Origin of the sequence: Massilia sp. Mn16-1_5 (assembly GCF_004798585.1) — a bacterium.
Taxonomy (GTDB): Bacteria; Pseudomonadota; Gammaproteobacteria; order Burkholderiales; family Burkholderiaceae_D; genus Telluria.
On the sequence record NZ_PPXQ01000016.1, the window covers coordinates 98,005 to 112,543 of the forward strand.

The 14,539-nt window shown below is 63.9% G+C and carries 16 protein-coding genes; 10 read left to right on the forward strand and 6 right to left on the reverse strand.

All coding sequences use genetic code 11. The features are described from left to right. From C2862_RS19080 to C2862_RS19090, 3 genes are read right to left on the reverse strand one after another with little or no spacing between them, the layout of a single operon-like run. Complete coding sequence (locus tag C2862_RS19080; protein ID WP_136221723.1) at nucleotides 1–897, reverse strand: branched-chain amino acid ABC transporter permease; 897 nt, start codon at nucleotides 895–897, stop codon at nucleotides 1–3. Then, a complete protein-coding gene (locus C2862_RS19085) occupies nucleotides 894–1,718 on the reverse strand; it encodes an ABC transporter ATP-binding protein (RefSeq protein ID WP_229467515.1) in 825 nt (274 codons plus the stop codon). Before C2862_RS19085 ends, C2862_RS19080 begins: the two co-directional genes overlap by 4 nt. A 5-nt stretch (nucleotides 1,719–1,723) precedes the next feature. Then, nucleotides 1,724–3,679, reverse strand: a complete 1,956-nt coding sequence (locus C2862_RS19090) for a long-chain fatty acid--CoA ligase (RefSeq protein WP_136221724.1) — start codon at nucleotides 3,677–3,679, stop codon at nucleotides 1,724–1,726. Between the two features lie 142 nt (nucleotides 3,680–3,821). On the opposite strand from C2862_RS19090, the gene C2862_RS19095 reads away from it, so the two are divergent. The 8 genes from C2862_RS19095 (at nucleotide 3,822) to C2862_RS19130 (ending at nucleotide 9,922) form a co-directional block, all read left to right on the forward strand. Then, nucleotides 3,822–4,502 (forward strand): Crp/Fnr family transcriptional regulator, encoded by a 681-nt coding sequence (locus C2862_RS19095; RefSeq protein WP_136221725.1) that lies wholly within the window; start codon nucleotides 3,822–3,824, stop codon nucleotides 4,500–4,502. A 222-nt stretch (nucleotides 4,503–4,724) separates the two neighbouring features. Further along, nucleotides 4,725–6,542, forward strand: coding sequence for an aminopeptidase P family protein (locus tag C2862_RS19100; protein ID WP_210736064.1), 1,818 nt, complete (start codon nucleotides 4,725–4,727; stop codon nucleotides 6,540–6,542). After that, nucleotides 6,543–6,803, forward strand: a complete 261-nt coding sequence (locus tag C2862_RS19105) for a hypothetical protein (RefSeq protein WP_136221727.1) — start codon at nucleotides 6,543–6,545, stop codon at nucleotides 6,801–6,803. 22 nt (nucleotides 6,804–6,825) lie between these two features. Next, nucleotides 6,826–7,569 carry an MgtC/SapB family protein gene (locus C2862_RS19110; RefSeq protein WP_136221728.1) on the forward strand — a complete coding sequence of 248 codons (744 nt, stop codon included), beginning with the start codon at nucleotides 6,826–6,828 and terminating at the stop codon, nucleotides 7,567–7,569. A gap of 33 nt (nucleotides 7,570–7,602) precedes the next feature. Beyond that, on the forward strand, nucleotides 7,603–8,184 hold the full coding sequence (locus tag C2862_RS19115; protein WP_136221729.1) for a DUF924 family protein: 582 nt from the start codon (nucleotides 7,603–7,605) through the stop codon (nucleotides 8,182–8,184). Nucleotides 8,185–8,197: 13 nt separating this feature from the next. Then, a complete protein-coding gene (locus C2862_RS19120; RefSeq protein WP_136221730.1) occupies nucleotides 8,198–9,031 on the forward strand; it encodes a Rossmann-like and DUF2520 domain-containing protein in 834 nt (277 codons plus the stop codon). Between the two features lie 27 nt (nucleotides 9,032–9,058). Further along, entirely contained in the window at nucleotides 9,059–9,436 is a 378-nt protein-coding gene (locus tag C2862_RS19125) for an MAPEG family protein (protein WP_136221731.1), read from the forward strand. A 123-nt stretch (nucleotides 9,437–9,559) separates the two neighbouring features. Then, the gene (locus C2862_RS19130; protein WP_136221732.1) at nucleotides 9,560–9,922 is read left to right on the forward strand and encodes a hypothetical protein; all 363 of its coding nucleotides are present in this window, start codon (nucleotides 9,560–9,562) and stop codon (nucleotides 9,920–9,922) included. Nucleotides 9,923–9,999: 77 nt separating this feature from the next. Here the strand turns inward: C2862_RS19130 and C2862_RS19135 are convergent, their stop codons facing one another. Further along, nucleotides 10,000–10,578 carry a molybdopterin-dependent oxidoreductase gene (locus tag C2862_RS19135; RefSeq protein WP_136221733.1) on the reverse strand — a complete coding sequence of 193 codons (579 nt, stop codon included), beginning with the start codon at nucleotides 10,576–10,578 and terminating at the stop codon, nucleotides 10,000–10,002. On the opposite strand from C2862_RS19135, the gene C2862_RS19140 reads away from it, so the two are divergent. Both C2862_RS19140 and C2862_RS19145 read left to right on the forward strand, forming a co-directional pair. Then, nucleotides 10,577–11,218, forward strand: a complete 642-nt coding sequence (locus C2862_RS19140; RefSeq protein WP_307723559.1) for an alpha-ketoglutarate-dependent dioxygenase AlkB — start codon at nucleotides 10,577–10,579, stop codon at nucleotides 11,216–11,218. The genes C2862_RS19135 and C2862_RS19140 overlap by 2 nt on opposite strands. A 180-nt stretch (nucleotides 11,219–11,398) precedes the next feature. Further along, complete coding sequence (locus C2862_RS19145) at nucleotides 11,399–11,974, forward strand: outer membrane beta-barrel protein (RefSeq protein WP_136221734.1); 576 nt, start codon at nucleotides 11,399–11,401, stop codon at nucleotides 11,972–11,974. A 120-nt stretch (nucleotides 11,975–12,094) separates the two neighbouring features. Here the strand turns inward: C2862_RS19145 and C2862_RS19150 are convergent, their stop codons facing one another. Continuing rightward, nucleotides 12,095–12,637, reverse strand: coding sequence for a transposase (locus C2862_RS19150; RefSeq protein WP_136221735.1), 543 nt, complete (start codon nucleotides 12,635–12,637; stop codon nucleotides 12,095–12,097). 186 nt (nucleotides 12,638–12,823) lie between these two features. After that, nucleotides 12,824–14,491, reverse strand: a complete 1,668-nt coding sequence (gene ettA / locus C2862_RS19155) for an energy-dependent translational throttle protein EttA (protein WP_136221736.1) — start codon at nucleotides 14,489–14,491, stop codon at nucleotides 12,824–12,826. Nucleotides 14,492–14,539 lie beyond the last annotated feature (48 nt).

Sequence of the window (14,539 nt, forward strand, 5' to 3'; positions counted from 1 at the left end):
TTAAATCCTCCGGATGATTTTTTCGCCGAACAGGCCCTCGGGCCGCACCAGCAGGAAGAGCAGGGCCAGCACGTAGGGGAACCAGCCTTCGATGCCGCCGCCGACCATCGGCCCGATGTAGACCTCGGCCAGCTTTTCGCTCGCGCCGATGATCAGGCCACCGACGATCGCGCCCGGGATCGAGGTGAATCCGCCCAGGATCAGCACCGGCAGCGCTTTTAAAGCGATGAAGGTCAGCGCGAACTGCACGCCATTGCGGGCGCCCCAGAGTAGGCCTGCCACCAGCGCCACCAGCCCGGCGACCGACCACACCACGACCCAGATTCTCTGCAGCGGGATGCCGACGGCCAGCGCCGCCTGGTGGTCGTCGGCCACGGCGCGCAGCGCGCGGCCGACCCGGGTCTTGGTGAACAGCAGGGCCAGCGCGATCACCAGCAGCGCGCAGACGATCGCCGCCGTCATGTCGAACTGCGAGACGAGGATATTGAAATGCTCCATCAGGTATTCGTTGGGCACGTCCTCGATCGGCAGGTCGAGCTTGCGGACCTGCGAACCCCAGACCAGCTGCGCCAGGCCCTCGATGAAGAAGGCGAGACCGATCGTGGCCATGAACAGCGTGATCTCCGGCTGGTTGACCAGGGGCCGCAGTACGACGCGCTCGATGGCGAATGCCAGCGCGATCATCACCAGGATGGTCAGCGGGATGGCGATCCACAGCGAGACGCCGAACTTGTCGATGATGCCGACGCAGGTCAGCGCGGCAAAGAAGACCATCGCTCCTTGCGCAAAATTGAACACGCCCGAGGCTTTATAGATCAACACGAACCCGATCGCGACCAGCGCGTACATCACGCCCGACAGCAGGCCGCCGAGCAGCACTTCGATGAAAAAGCTCATGCTTGCGCCTCCCCATGCGCCTGGCCCAGGTAGGCCTTGATCACGTTCTCGTTGCTGCGTACCTCGTCGGGCGTGCCGTCGCCGATCTTCTTGCCGTAGTCGAGCACGACGACGCGGTCCGAGATGTCCATCACCACGCCCATGTCATGCTCGATCAGGACGATGGTGGTGCCGAACTGGTCGTTCACGTCGAGGATGAAGCGGCACATGTCCTGCTTTTCCTCGACGTTCATGCCGGCCATCGGTTCGTCCAGCAGCAGGATCTCGGGTTCGGCCGCCAGCGCGCGGCCCAGCTCGACCCGCTTCTGCAGGCCGTAGGGCAGGCGTCCGACCGGCGTCTTGCGGATCGCCTGGATCTCGAGGAAGTCGATGATTTCTTCCGCTTTCGCGCGGTGCGCGATTTCTTCCCTGCGTGCCGCGCCCAGGTAAAAAGCCTGCTGCAGGAAATTCGTCTTCATCTTGAGATTGCGGCCGGTCATGATGTTGTCCAGGACCGTCATCCCCTTGAACAAGGCGATATTTTGAAAGGTGCGGGCGATGCCGGCTTTCGCCGCGCCGTAACAGTCCATGTTGGTGCGGCTTTGCCCGCGCAGCACGATCTCTCCCTGCTGCGGGCGGTACACGCCGTTGATTACGTTCAGCATCGAGCTTTTGCCGGCGCCGTTCGGGCCGATGATGGCGCGGATCTCGTGCTGGCGCACGTTGAAGGAGATGTCGGTCAGCGCCTTCACGCCGCCAAACGACAGCGAGATGTTTTTCAAATCGAGGATCACCTCGCCGATGCGGCGCTGCGCCTCGGGCTGGCCTGGTGGCTGGGTCATTTCCATCACGCGGCCTCCTGCAGCACGGGGTAGGTGGCGGCATCGACGATGCGCAGGTCGGCGCTGACGGTACCGCTGCGGCCATCTTCGAACTTCACCTGCGTGCTGATGAACTGCGAGGCTTTACCCGCATACAGCGCGTCGATCAGCACCGCATATTTTTCGGCGACGAACTTGCGGCGCACCTTGCGGGTGCGGGTCAGCTCGTCGTCGTCGGGGTCGAGCTCCTTGTGCAGCACGAGGAAGCGGTGGATCTGGGTCTGGCTCATCAGCGCTTCGTTGGCCAGGTCGGCATTCACCTTTTGCACGCAATCGCGCATCAGTTCCAGCACCTGCGGGTTGGCGGCCAGGTCCGTGTAACCGGAATAGGCGAGATTGCGGCGCTCGGCCCAGTTGCCGACCGCTTCCATGTCGATGTTCAGGAAGGCGCAGACCTTGTCTCGGCCATTCCCGAAGGCGACCGCCTCCTTGATGAAGGGGAAGAACTTCAGCTTGTTTTCGATGTAGTTGGGCGCGAAGATGGCGCCGTTGTTCATCTTGCCCACATCCGCCGCGCGGTCGATGATCTTCAAATGCCCGTCGCTGTCGAACATGCCGGCGTCGCCGGTGTGAAAATAGCCCTCGCTGTCGATCACTTCGGCGGTGGCGTCAGGGCGCTTGAAATAGCCATCCATGTTCGACACGCCTTTTACCAGGACTTCGCCGTTCTCGGCGAGGCGCACTTCGACCCCGGGGGCCGGCACGCCGACACTGTCGAACTTGATGTTCCCATCCGGCTGCAGGCAGACGTAGGCGCAGGTCTCGGTCGAGCCATACAGCTGTTTTAAATTGACCCCGATCGAGCGGTAGAAGCGGAACAGGTCCGGGCCGATGGCGGCGCCGGCCGTGTAGGCCACGCGCACGCGCGACAGGCCGAGCACGTTTTTCAATGGTTCGTAGACGAACACGCGGCCCAGCGCGTATTGAAAGCGTTCCAGGGCGCCGACCGGCTTGCCGTCCAGGATATCGGCGCCGCTGCGGCGTGCCACGGCCATGAAATGGTCGAACATGCGGCGCTTGATGCGGCTCGCGTCTTCCATCCGGATCATGACGGTGGTGAGCATGTTCTCGAAGATGCGCGGCGGCGCAAAGTAATAGGTGGGGCCGATCTCGCGTAAATCCGTCAGCACGGTGTCGCTCGATTCCGGGCAGTTCACGGTAAAACCGGCGACCATCGCCTGCGCCAGCGAGAACAGGCAGTCGCCGACCCAGGCCATCGGCAGGTAGGACAGCACGTCGTCGTGGTCGGTGAGTTTGTCGAAGCCGACGCCGCCTTCGCCGGCGGCGATCAGGGCCGCGTGCGACTGCATCACGCCTTTCGGTTTGCCGGTGGTGCCGGAGGTGTAGAGGATGATGGCGGTATCGCTGCCCTGGCCGCGCTGGATCGCTTCGTCGAAGACGCCCGGATGCTCGCGGTCCCAGGCGCGTCCCGTCTCCTGCAGGGCAGCGAAGGCGAGCAGGCCGGCATGCCGGTAATGGCGCATGCCGCGCTCGTCCTCATAAACGATGTGGCGCACGCGCGGGCACAGGACCTGCAGTTCCAGCAGTTTATCCACCTGCTCCTGGTCTTCGACCACGGCGAATTCGATCTCGGCGTCGTTCAGGACGTGGGCCATGTCGGCGGCCGGTGCATCCTGGTAGAGCGGCACCGGCACGCCGCCCAGGCATTGCGCCGCCAGCATGGCCCAGTACAGGCGCGGGCGATTATCGCCGATGATGGCCAGGTTCATGCCGCGCTTGAAACCGAGCGCGGCGAGACCGCAGGCGAGGGCGCGCACCTCGTCGTTCGTCTGCGACCACGACCAGGTCTGCCAGATGCCGAGGTATTTTTCGCGAAAGGCCGGGCGCGCTCCGCGCTCGCGGCCGTGGGCGAGCAGGCGCCGCGGAAAAGTCTGCAAAGGCAAGCTCTCCGATGTCTCCATCGCTGTCTCCTGATTTTGGTACTGCTCGGTCAAAGTTTGTTGCCGGCGAGTTTTATGTGAAGATAGTACTTGGCGTTCGCCTAATAAGTTGTCATCTGAATGACAATTGGCCGACTTTCGATGACGCGTTGCACAATTCACCATGCCGACACAGACCCTGCTGGAACACTTGCGCGCCACCATCTGGGGACGCGTGCTGAGCCGTGAAGAGATGGCGCGGGTCGAGGCCGACTGTTTCGAGCAGTTCGTGCCGAAAGGCGGATTTGTCTGCCGCAAGGGAGAAGCGCTGGAAAACTGGGTCGGCATCATCGAGGGTCTGGTCAAAATCAACAACTTCTCCCCGTCCGGGAAGAGCGTGACCTTTACGGGCGTGACCGCCGGCGGCTGGTTCGGCGAAGGGTCCCTGTTAAAAGATGCGGTCCGCAAATACGACGTGATGGCGCTGCGCGACACCCGCGTGGCCCGCATGCCGCGCGCCACCTTCGAGTGGCTGCTCGAGGGCAGCCTGCCCTTCAATCGTTTCCTGCTCATGCAACTCAACGAGCGTCTGGGGCAATTCATCGGCCAGGTCGAGACCGACCGCATGCTCGACGTCGACACCCGCGTCGCGCGCTGCCTTGCGGCGATGTTCAATGCCCACCTGTATCCGGGCGTGGAGCCGCTGGTCGGGCTGTCGCAGGAAGAGATCGGCTATTTGTCGGGCGCCTCGCGCCAGCGCGTGAACGGCGCCCTGCAGCTGCTCGAGAAGGCGGGGCTGGTGAGGCTCGATTACGGCGGGATCCGGGTATTGAACGTCGAGGGACTACGCGAATTTCAGGCGTGAACAGAACTACTATCGGCGGCGTACCGTAGGGTGGGCATGCCCACGCGTACGCACGCATGCGAATCGAAACCTCATGCGGAGCACTACGGTGCACGTGTTGGATTTCCTCGAGCGTTAAGGTATTCAACCGCACGTACGCGTGGGCATGCCCACCCTACGTCACCGTTCCCGGCTCGCGTTCGATGTTTAGATTTCGCTAGCGTTGGGGGTATGATAGGAACCATGTCTACTCCAACCAATACCTCCCCCCGCGCCGGCCGCCTGCAGGCGCTGCGCGCCGCCATGGCCCGCCACGGCATCGATGCCTATATCGTCCCGTCGAGCGATCCCCACCTGTCCGAATACCTGCCGCGCCGCTGGCAGGGCCGCGAATGGATGTCCGGTTTCACCGGCTCGGTCGGCACCTTCATTGCCACCGCCGATTTCGCCGGCGTCTGGACCGATGGCCGCTACTGGACGCAGGCCGAGACCGAACTGGCCGGCAGCGAGATCGCGCTGATGAAAATCCCGTCGGGCGCCAGCCTGCTGCACATCGACTGGCTGGCCGCCACGATGCGGCCCGGCCAGACGGTGGCGGTCGACGCCCGCGTGCTTGGCCTGGCCGTCGAGCGCCTCCTGCGCGATGCCTTGACGGCGCGCGGCGTCACCCTCCGTACCGACCTCGACCTGCTGGACGAGATCTGGAGCGAGCGCCCGGGCCTGCCGACGGACGCCTTGTATGAACACGTGGCCCCGCACGCGACCATGGCGCGCGCCGGCAAGCTGGCCGCGACCCGCGCCGCGATGAAGGCGCTGGGCGCCGAACGCCATTTTCTCTCGACGCTGGACGACATCGCCTACCTGTTCAACCTGCGCGGCGCCGACGTCCCTTTCAATCCGGTGTTCGTTGCCCACGCACTGGTGGAGGGGGATGGCGCGACCCTGTTCGTCGCCGAAGGCAAGGCCTCTACTGAACTGCAGGCGCGCCTGCGCGAGGATGGCGTGCGCCTGGCGTCCTACGATGACGCCGCCGCCGCGCTGGCGGCCCTGCCTGCGGGCAGCACCCTGCTGCTCGACCCGCGCCGCGTCACGGCCGGCATGCGCCAGGCCGTGGCCGAAAACGTAAAAGTGGTCGAGGCGATCAACCCGACCACCTTTGCCAAGTCGCGCAAGACGGACGCGGAGGCCGCGCACGTGCGCGCCACCATGGAGCAGGATGGCGCGGCCCTGTGCGAATTCTTCGCCTGGCTGGAGGCGACCCTGGCCGACCCGCAGCGCGCACCGCTGACGGAACTGACGATCGACGAGCAGATCACGGCCGCGCGTGCGCGCCGCCCCGGCTTCGTCAGCCCGAGTTTCGGCACCATTGCCGGTTTCAATGCCAACGGCGCGATCATGCATTACCGCGCGACCCCCGCCTCGCACGCCGTCATCGAAGGCGACGGCCTGCTGCTGATCGATTCGGGCGGCCAGTACCTGGGCGGCACCACCGACATCACGCGCGTGGTCCCGGTCGGGCAGATCACGGCCGACCACCGCCGCGATTTCACGCTGGTGCTGAAGGGGATGATGGCCTTGTCCAGCACCCAGTTCCCGCGCGGGACCAAGGGCCCGATGCTGGACGCGATCGCGCGTGCGCCGATCTGGGCCGCCGGTGTCGACTACGGCCATGGCACCGGACACGGTGTCGGCTACTTCATGAACGTGCACGAAGGCCCGCAGGTGATTTCGCCGTCCGCTGCCCCCGATCCACATACGGCGATGGAGCCGGGCATGATCACCTCGATCGAGCCGGGCATCTATAAACCGGGTCGGTGGGGCATTCGCATCGAGAACCTGGTGCTGAACGTGCCGGCCGGGGCGGGAGAGTTCGGCGAGTTCCTGCGCTTCGAGACGCTGACCCTGTGCCCGATCGACACCCGCTGCCTCGATCTGGACTTGCTGCAGCCGCACGAGAAGGCCTGGCTCAACGATTACCACGCCCAGGTCCGCGCACGCCTGTCGCCGCATGTGTCGGGCACCGCGCGCGAGTGGCTGGAACTGCGCACGAGGGCCCTGTAAATGGTTTCCGCCCGTTCCACCCGCGCCAGCGCCGCCGTCGAGCGCCTGAAACGCCGCACCGGCCATACCGGCTATTCGATGGCCCGTACCGCCAGCGGCGGCTTCTACCTGTCGGAGATGCCGGGTTCGCCGCCGCTGTGCGAGCCGCTGGAACTGGACGACTTCGTCCAGTTCGTGAACGGGCTGGGGCCGCAGGAAGTCAAGCGCATGACCAAGAACGACATCGCGTTCGAAAAACAGCTGGTCCGCAAGAAGCCCTGAGCGGCGCTGCCGCCACTCGTCCATGACGCAAGTCGATTTCCTGTCCCCGTATTGGTCGCCGACCGAGATCGCGACCAATGCGGTGATCCTGCTGCACCTGGCGGGCGCGCTGCTGCTCGGCCTGCTGGTCGGCTACGAACGTTCCTACCACGGCCGCGCGGCCGGCATGCGCACCTACGGCCTGGTCTGTATGGCGTCTTGCGCGCTGACCATCGTCAGCGGCTATCCGGAAATGTGGTACGGCGGCCAGACCGGCGCCATCGGCACGGTCGACCCGACCCGCGTGATGCAGGGCGTGGTGACCGGCATCGGTTTCCTCGGTGCCGGCGTCATCATGCGCGAAGGCTTTAATATCAGCGGCTTGACCACCGCGGCCTCGATCTGGAGCTCGTCCGTGATCGGCATCCTGGTCGGCGTCGGCTTTTATCTGGCGGCGATGGGCCTGGCCTTCTTCTCGGCCATGATCATGATTTACTTGAACCGCGTCGAGGCGTTTCTACCCTCGCGGCGCGCGGTGGCGGTGACGCTGCGCTTTCGCGAAGCCTTCCTGCCGCGCGAGGATGCGCTGCGCGAAGCGGCGCTCGAACGCGGCTACCAGATCGCCGGCAGCTCGCTGACGATCTCGAGCAGCAACGGCCGCCAGGAATGGCGCTTCGTCGCCGTGGCCCTCTCGCGCCACAACCGCGCCACGCTCACCGAACTGGCCGCCGAACTGGCGGCGTCCGAAGGCGTCGAAGGTTTTCAACTGTCGCACGCCCGCAATTAAAATGAGAATTAAAACAAGACTGGGGTTAATTCAATGCATGCTCAAGATGTTCTCGATTTCTGGTTCCTGCCGCCAACCGATCCCGGCTACGGCCAGGCGCGCGCCGAATGGTTTCGCAAGGATCCGGTGTTCGATGCGCAGATCCGCGCCCGCTTCGGCAGCCTGATTGCCCAGGCGGTGGCCGGCGGCCTGCGCGAATGGGACCTGGAGCTGGGGCCGCAAGGCACGCTGGCGCGCATCCTGGTGCTCGACCAGTTCACCCGCAACGCCTACCGCGACACGCCGGAATCCTTTAGCGGCGACATCCTGGCCCTGAGCGCCGCCCAGTCCCTGGTCGACAGCGGTGCCGACCGTGAACTGCCGCCCTTCCAGCGCGCTTTTGTTTACATGCCCTACGAGCACGCGGAAGACGCACGCATGCAGCAATGCGCCGTGGACCTGTTCGCGCGCCTGGCGAGCGAGCACGAAGGTTTTACGGACATGCTCGACTACGCACACCGCCACCGTGGCGTGATCGCGCGTTTCGGCCGCTTCCCGCACCGTAATCCCATCCTCGGCCGCGCCTCCACCGCCGACGAACTGCACTACCTGAGCCAGCCCGGCGCCGGCTTCTGATGGCCGGATTCTGATGACCCTGATGCTGAACATCGTCGGCGCCGGCCACGTCGGGCGCACGCTCGGACGCCTGTTTCATGCGCACGCGGTGTTCGCCATCCAGGATGTGCTGACCCGCTCGCACGTGAGCGCCGAGGACGCCGTCGCCTTCATTGGCGCCGGTCGCGCGCTGGCGCAGGTGTCCGAGCTGCGCCCGGCCGCGGTCTGGATGCTGGCCGTCGGCGACGACCAGATCGGCCCCGCCTGCGCGGCGCTGGCGGCCACCGGCCTGCTGAAGGGCGCGATCGTGTTCCATTGCAGCGGCGCCAAGGCGTCCGGCGAACTGGCAGCCGCACGCCAGGCCGGCGCGCGGGTGGCGAGCGTGCACCCGGTGCGCAGCTTCGCCGACCCTGTTGCCGTCGCTGCCGCTTTTGAGGGCACCTGGTGCGGCGTCGAAGGTGACGAGGAGGCGCTGGCGTCGCTCGTGCCCGCCTTCGAAGGGATCAAGGCGCGCCTGGTCACGATCGACCCCGCCGCCAAGACGGTGTACCACGCTGCCTCGGTGTTCGCCGCCAACTACCTGGTGACGGTGCTCGACGCCGCGTTGCGCGCCTATGCCGCCGCCGGCGTGCCGCCCGAGGTGGCGCGCGAGCTGGCGCGTCCGCTGGCCAGCGAAACCCTGGCGAACGTGTTCCGTCTCGGCGCCCCGGCGGCGCTGAGCGGGCCGGTCGCACGCGGCGACATGGAGACTGTCGCGCGCCAGCAGGCGGCGCTGCAGGACTGGGATGCGCCCACCGGAGAGTTGTACGCCGCCCTGGTCGAGGCAACCAAAACGCTCGCCGAACGCAAGCGCCGCGGCGCCACCTGACTTTTCGTTTTCGAACAAGGACCATTCATGCTGTTGACCGCCTGGGCCACGCTGGCCGTTCTCGGGGTGTACTTCTGGACCGGCGTCATGGCCGGCTATGCGCGCGTCAAGTACAAGGTGCCCGCGCCCTCGATGGATGGGCCCACCGCCTTCCAGAGCGCGCAGCGGGTGCAGACGAATACTCTCGAGCAGCTGCCGATCGTGATCGTGCCTCTGTGGCTGTGTGCGTTCTACCTGGGCGACGCTTGGGCTGCCGCCGGCGGTTTGCTGTGGTGCGCCGGCCGCATCGCCTACGCGCTCGGCTATTACCGTGATCCGGCCAAGCGCGAAATCGGCTTTGTACTTGGCATGGTGGCAAGTGCGTTGTTAATTGGCGGCACGGCCGTTGGCTTAATGATGCACTAGAGCAAAAATTTTGCATTCAGGAATCGACAAAGTTCCCAAACGGCAATAAGCTTTGCTGTTGAATCCGTCATGTCGGTGACTGGTGCGCGTCGCGCCCGGCCGATTCGATGCGTAGGAGGCAACATGCTGTTTTTGAAAAGCACCGCGGCAATGAAGGCGCCGGGCATTTATGAAGTCGACGTCGCCGCCAAGCCACCGGGTAAAACCTTTGGTGTGTATCTGGCGACCGATCCCGACAATCCGCCCGCAGCCGTGCTCGCCGCACTGGCCGAGCTCGGTTTTAAAGGCACGTACCAGAAGAACTACACGCACCGCGACGGCGGCCGCGTGCTCGACCTGCATTTCGAGAAAGACGGCACCGACCTGTTCAAAGGCTGGAAGGCCGAAGAGTGCAGCGCCAACCTGGCCGCCCTCGACAGCCTGTTCGGCAGCCACGGCGTCACCGTCACGACCCGCGTGATGAGCATGGCCGAAGCCTACGCCTGAGTTTCCCCGCTTCTCCGCTTTCTTGCTTATTCCTTGCGTTGCACGCACGAGGCCTGCCTGGCCTCGTGCGCGTACGCCTATCTCCGCACCTCGATGTGGTACAGCGCCCACGGACAGGCGCCGAAGCGTGCCTCCAGCGGCTGTGCAGCCATCTCCGCAATCTTGTCCGCGTCGTAGACCGCCCACAGCGGCCCCAGTCCCCCGAGGGGCATCGGCTGGCCGTCGAGGTGGGTGGCAACGATAAAACCCTGGGCTTGCGCCTGGCGCAGCGTGATCGCCGCGGCATAGCCGTCGACCGCGCGCAGGGTGATACGCGTGTCCATGCCGCCCGGCGCACCGGCCTGGGCCAGCACGTCGGCCAGCAGCGGACCGCGTAAGGCGTGCGGCTTGCCGTCGTATTCCAGCGTGGGCCGGATGATACGGACGGGCAAGCGTGCCAGCGCCGCGAAGTCGAGCACGTGCGCCTGCGTGAACGCGAGCTTATGTTTGGCCATCATCTGGTCCAGCGCCGGGTCGAGCGGACCGCGGTTCGGACGCTTGACGTTGCCGCTGATGGTCAGCAGGACCGGTCCGGCGGGTTTGGCGGCAGCAGCCTCGGCCATGCTGGGCAGGGCGCCGCTCGCCAGGGCTGCGCCGAGGAACTCACGTTTGTTCATGCGACAATTCTCCTTCTTGTTATCCCGCCATCGTAAACGTCCCATGGATCTGTTCGACAATCCCGCCACCCTGGTGCCGATTCCGATCGAAGACGGCGCGCTGGCGCTGATGAAACAATTGCCGCTGCCCTGGCCGAATGCCGAGGTCTTCGCACGCCTGCTGCAAGAGACACCCTGGCGCGAGGAAAGCATCGTCGTCTACGGCAAGCGCCATCTGCAGCCGCGCCTGACGGCCTGGTACGGAGACGCCAGCTATACCTATTCCGGCCTGCGCCTCGAACCCTTGCCGTGGACGGAACTGCTGCTTGCGATCCGCTCAGCGGTCGAGTCGGCCTGCAGACGGCGCTTCAACAGCGTACTGCTGAACCGCTACCGCAATGGGCGCGACAGCATGGGCATGCACAGCGACGACGAGCCGGAACTGGGACCCGAGCCGGCCATCGCCTCGCTCAGTCTCGGCAGCACGCGCAGCTTTATTTTGCGGCATAAACGCAACAAACAGACGATAAAACTCGATCTGGACGATGGCAGCCTGTTATTGATGAGTGGTCCACTGCAGAGGCACTGGGTTCACGGCATCAACAAGTCGGCTCGCCCCCTCGGAGAACGGGTGAATCTAACCTTCAGGTACATCGTTTAATTTGCTCGCTTTACGCGGCATTTCGACGTAAAAATAACTGAACTATAGGTCATTTATCTTACATTTGCTTACAGTTCTTACCAGATTCGCATGCACGTTCGCTTTTCATGATGCTATCTTGGACACATCGCGATTCACGATGAATGGCGAGCCAGACAGACTCAAGAAAAGGATTTACGTATGAAAAAGCTTATCTTTGCACTGCTCGCAGGTACTGCCGCCATGACCGCCGCTCAGGCCCAAACCACCATCACCCCACGTCCTTACGTCGGTATCGGTGCCTCGGGTGCCGACCGCGAATACAACGTCAACGGCGCGACCATGGTCGATAACGATGGCTACAAGTTCTCGGGCAAGATCTTCGGCGGTGCGGAACTCAACGACACCTTCGGCGTCGAAGCCGGCTATACCGACTTCCGCAAGGCCGGCGGCAACTATGTCCTGAACGGTGCCAACGTCAACACCGAGACCGAAGGCTACGGCGCCTATATCGCCGGCAAGGCAAAATATGCGTTCAACGACAAGGCCTCGGTCTACGCCAAGTTGGGTGTGGCTCACACCAGTAACGAGTTGAATTCGGCCACGCCCGGCGTGAGCCGCAAGGTCAGCGACAACGGCGGCTACGGTGCCCTCGGCATGCAGTACAACGTGACCCCGCAAGTCGCGGTGTTCACCGAGTACGAGCGCTATGGCAAGAAGCAGGATTTCGGTCCGAAGCCGGACGTCTTCACCGTCGGCGCCAAGTACCAGTTCTAATTGCTGCGCTGAAGTAACAAGAAAAAAGGGCCTGCGGGCCCTTTTTCTTTTGCTGATGTAGGGCGGGCATGCCCGCGCGTGACGCGTGCATCGTGTTGGCATACCCCACCCCACGAGTCATCAGACCGGTACCGCACTTATGCCGCCGCCGCGGCGCATGGCCCAGGGCGGCAATACAGGTGCTGCCTCCAGCTGTGGTGCCGCCAGGCCTTCGGAGATAAAACGGTGGACCGAGGACCAGGGCCAGTCGTGGGCGCAGGCGCACAGGCCATGGCGCACGGGATTGGTATGCATGTAGTCGATCAGCGAGGCATATTCCACATCGTCCGCGACCCGGAATTCCTGGTACTGGCGGGTCCAGATCGCGCCGTCGGCCTGCGCCGCCGCGAGCGATTTACGGAGGGCCTTGGAAAAGGCGATTTTCACGGCGCGCCAGCGGCTCGAGCAATCATGATCGCCCGGCGGCAGGGTCCACATCGCATGGGCGTGATCCGGCAAGACCACCCAGCCGTCGACATGGAAGGGTTTACGGACGCGTGCCTGGCGGATGGCGTCGCCAAAGGCGGCGATGTGGTCCGTTAACAGGGAACTGCCACGGTCCAGCAGGCGAACCGTGAAGAAAAAGGTCCCGCCGGGGACCCGGTTGTCGCGGTAGTCTGTCATGGGCAAAGTGTGCCAATCGATATTGGTCGCCATGTCGATTGGCGCAAAGGGGAGGCAGGAACTATTGGCCTCATCAACAATCGATTCTACACACGGTCTTTCGTCGCCTGCATTCCATTTCCGCGCATAAAATTTTGAGCAAAAAAAAGCCCGGCAAAGCCGGGCTCTTGTCGCTCGACACGCTGATCAGGTCGTCAGTGGCTTGTAACGGATGCGCTTCGGCTTGGCGCCTTCTTCGCCCAGGCGCTTCTTCTTGTCCGCTTCGTATTCCTGGTAGTTACCGTCGAAGAAGGTAACTTGCGAGTTGCCTTCGAAAGCCAGGATGTGCGTTGCAATACGGTCCAGGAACCAGCGATCGTGCGAGATCACCATCACGCTGCCGGCGAACTCGAGCAGGGCGTCTTCCAGTGCGCGCAGGGTTTCCACGTCGAGGTCGTTCGACGGTTCGTCCAGCAGCAGCACGTTGCCGCCCTGCAGCAGGGTTTTCGCCAGGTGCAGACGGCCGCGTTCGCCGCCCGACAGGTTGCCGACGATCTTTTGCTGGTCCGAGCCTTTAAAGTTAAAACGGCCGAGGTAGGCGCGCGACGGCATTTCGAAGCGGCCGACGCTGAGCATGTCGGCGCCGCCGGTGACGTCCTCGAACACCGACTTGTTGTTGGCCAGCTCGTCGCGGCTCTGGTCGACCAGCGATACCTTGGCTGTCTTGCCGATCACGACTTCGCCGCTGTCCGGCTGCTCTTTACCGGCGATCATCTTGAACAGGGTCGATTTACCGGCGCCGTTCGGGCCGATGATGCCGACGATCGCACCCGCCGGCACCGTGAACGACAGGTTGTCGATCAGCAGGCGGTCACCAAAGGCTTTACTGACGTTCTTGAATTCGATGACTTCGTTGCCCAGGCGCTCGGCCACAGGAATAAAAATCTCCTGGGTTTCGTTGCGCTTCTGGTATTCGAATTCGGACAGTTCGTTGAAGCGCGCCAGGCGGGCTTTCGACTTGGCCTGGCGGGCCTTCGGATTCTGGCGCGCCCATTCGAGTTCCTTCGCCAGCGCTTTCTGGCGTGCCGATTCGGTCGCTTCTTCCTGTTTCAGACGTGCCTGCTTCTGGTCGAGCCAGGACGAGTAGTTGCCCTTCCATGGAATGCCCGAGCCGCGGTCCAATTCCAGGATCCATTCGGCGGCATTGTCGAGGAAGTAGCGGTCGTGGGTGATGCCGACCACGGTGCCCGGGAAGCGCAGCAGGAACTGTTCCAGCCATTCCACGGACTCGGCATCCAGGTGGTTGGTCGGTTCGTCGAGCAGCAGCATGTCGGGCTTGCTCAGCAGCAGTTTGCAGAGCGCCACGCGGCGCTTCTCGCCACCGGACAGCACGCCGATCTTGGCATCCCAAGGCGGCAGGCGCAGCGCGTCGGCCGCCATTTCCATTTGCAGGTTCAGGTTGCCGCCATCAGCCGCGGCGATGATCGATTCCAGGCGTTCCTGTTCTTTCGCCAGCGCGTCGAAGTCCGCGTCTTCATCGGCGTAGGCGGCGTACACGGCTTCCAGCTTGGCTTGCGCCTCGAAGGCCTCGCCGAGACCCGATTCGACTTCCTGGCGTACGGTTTTTTCGGGATCGAGCTGCGGTTCCTGCGGCAAGTAGCCGATGTTCAGGCCCGGCATCGGGCGCGCTTCGCCCTGGATGTCGGTGTCGATGCCGGCCATGATTTTCAGGAGCGTGGACTTGCCCGAGCCGTTCAGGCCCAGCACGCCGATCTTCGCGCCCGGGAAGAAGGACAGCGAGATATCTTTCAAGATCTGCCGTTTCGGTGGGACGATTTTGCCCACGCGGTTCATGGTATAGACGTAATTAGCCATTTTTGTGTCTGTAGAAATTCAAGGTGCAAAGGATACGATAGAAGCGCC

What these genes read in the sequence shown, in the direction of transcription:
- C2862_RS19080 (WP_136221723.1), bottom strand. Translation starts at nt 897, where the DNA reads ATGAGCTTTTTCATCGAAGTGCTGCTCGGCGGCCTGCTGTCGGGCGTG.
- C2862_RS19085 (WP_229467515.1), bottom strand. Translation starts at nt 1,718, where the DNA reads ATGACCCAGCCACCAGGCCAGCCCGAGGCGCAGCGCCGCATCGGCGAG.
- C2862_RS19090 (WP_136221724.1), bottom strand. Translation starts at nt 3,679, where the DNA reads ATGGAGACATCGGAGAGCTTGCCTTTGCAGACTTTTCCGCGGCGCCTG.
- C2862_RS19095 (WP_136221725.1), top strand. Translation starts at nt 3,822, where the DNA reads ATGCCGACACAGACCCTGCTGGAACACTTGCGCGCCACCATCTGGGGA.
- C2862_RS19100 (WP_210736064.1), top strand. Translation starts at nt 4,725, where the DNA reads ATGTCTACTCCAACCAATACCTCCCCCCGCGCCGGCCGCCTGCAGGCG.
- C2862_RS19105 (WP_136221727.1), top strand. Translation starts at nt 6,543, where the DNA reads ATGGTTTCCGCCCGTTCCACCCGCGCCAGCGCCGCCGTCGAGCGCCTG.
- C2862_RS19110 (WP_136221728.1), top strand. Translation starts at nt 6,826, where the DNA reads ATGACGCAAGTCGATTTCCTGTCCCCGTATTGGTCGCCGACCGAGATC.
- C2862_RS19115 (WP_136221729.1), top strand. Translation starts at nt 7,603, where the DNA reads ATGCATGCTCAAGATGTTCTCGATTTCTGGTTCCTGCCGCCAACCGAT.
- C2862_RS19120 (WP_136221730.1), top strand. Translation starts at nt 8,198, where the DNA reads ATGACCCTGATGCTGAACATCGTCGGCGCCGGCCACGTCGGGCGCACG.
- C2862_RS19125 (WP_136221731.1), top strand. Translation starts at nt 9,059, where the DNA reads ATGCTGTTGACCGCCTGGGCCACGCTGGCCGTTCTCGGGGTGTACTTC.
- C2862_RS19130 (WP_136221732.1), top strand. Translation starts at nt 9,560, where the DNA reads ATGCTGTTTTTGAAAAGCACCGCGGCAATGAAGGCGCCGGGCATTTAT.
- C2862_RS19140 (WP_307723559.1), top strand. Translation starts at nt 10,577, where the DNA reads ATGCGACAATTCTCCTTCTTGTTATCCCGCCATCGTAAACGTCCCATG.
- C2862_RS19135 (WP_136221733.1), bottom strand. Translation starts at nt 10,578, where the DNA reads ATGAACAAACGTGAGTTCCTCGGCGCAGCCCTGGCGAGCGGCGCCCTG.
- C2862_RS19145 (WP_136221734.1), top strand. Translation starts at nt 11,399, where the DNA reads ATGAAAAAGCTTATCTTTGCACTGCTCGCAGGTACTGCCGCCATGACC.
- C2862_RS19150 (WP_136221735.1), bottom strand. Translation starts at nt 12,637, where the DNA reads ATGACAGACTACCGCGACAACCGGGTCCCCGGCGGGACCTTTTTCTTC.
- ettA (WP_136221736.1), bottom strand. Translation starts at nt 14,491, where the DNA reads ATGGCTAATTACGTCTATACCATGAACCGCGTGGGCAAAATCGTCCCA.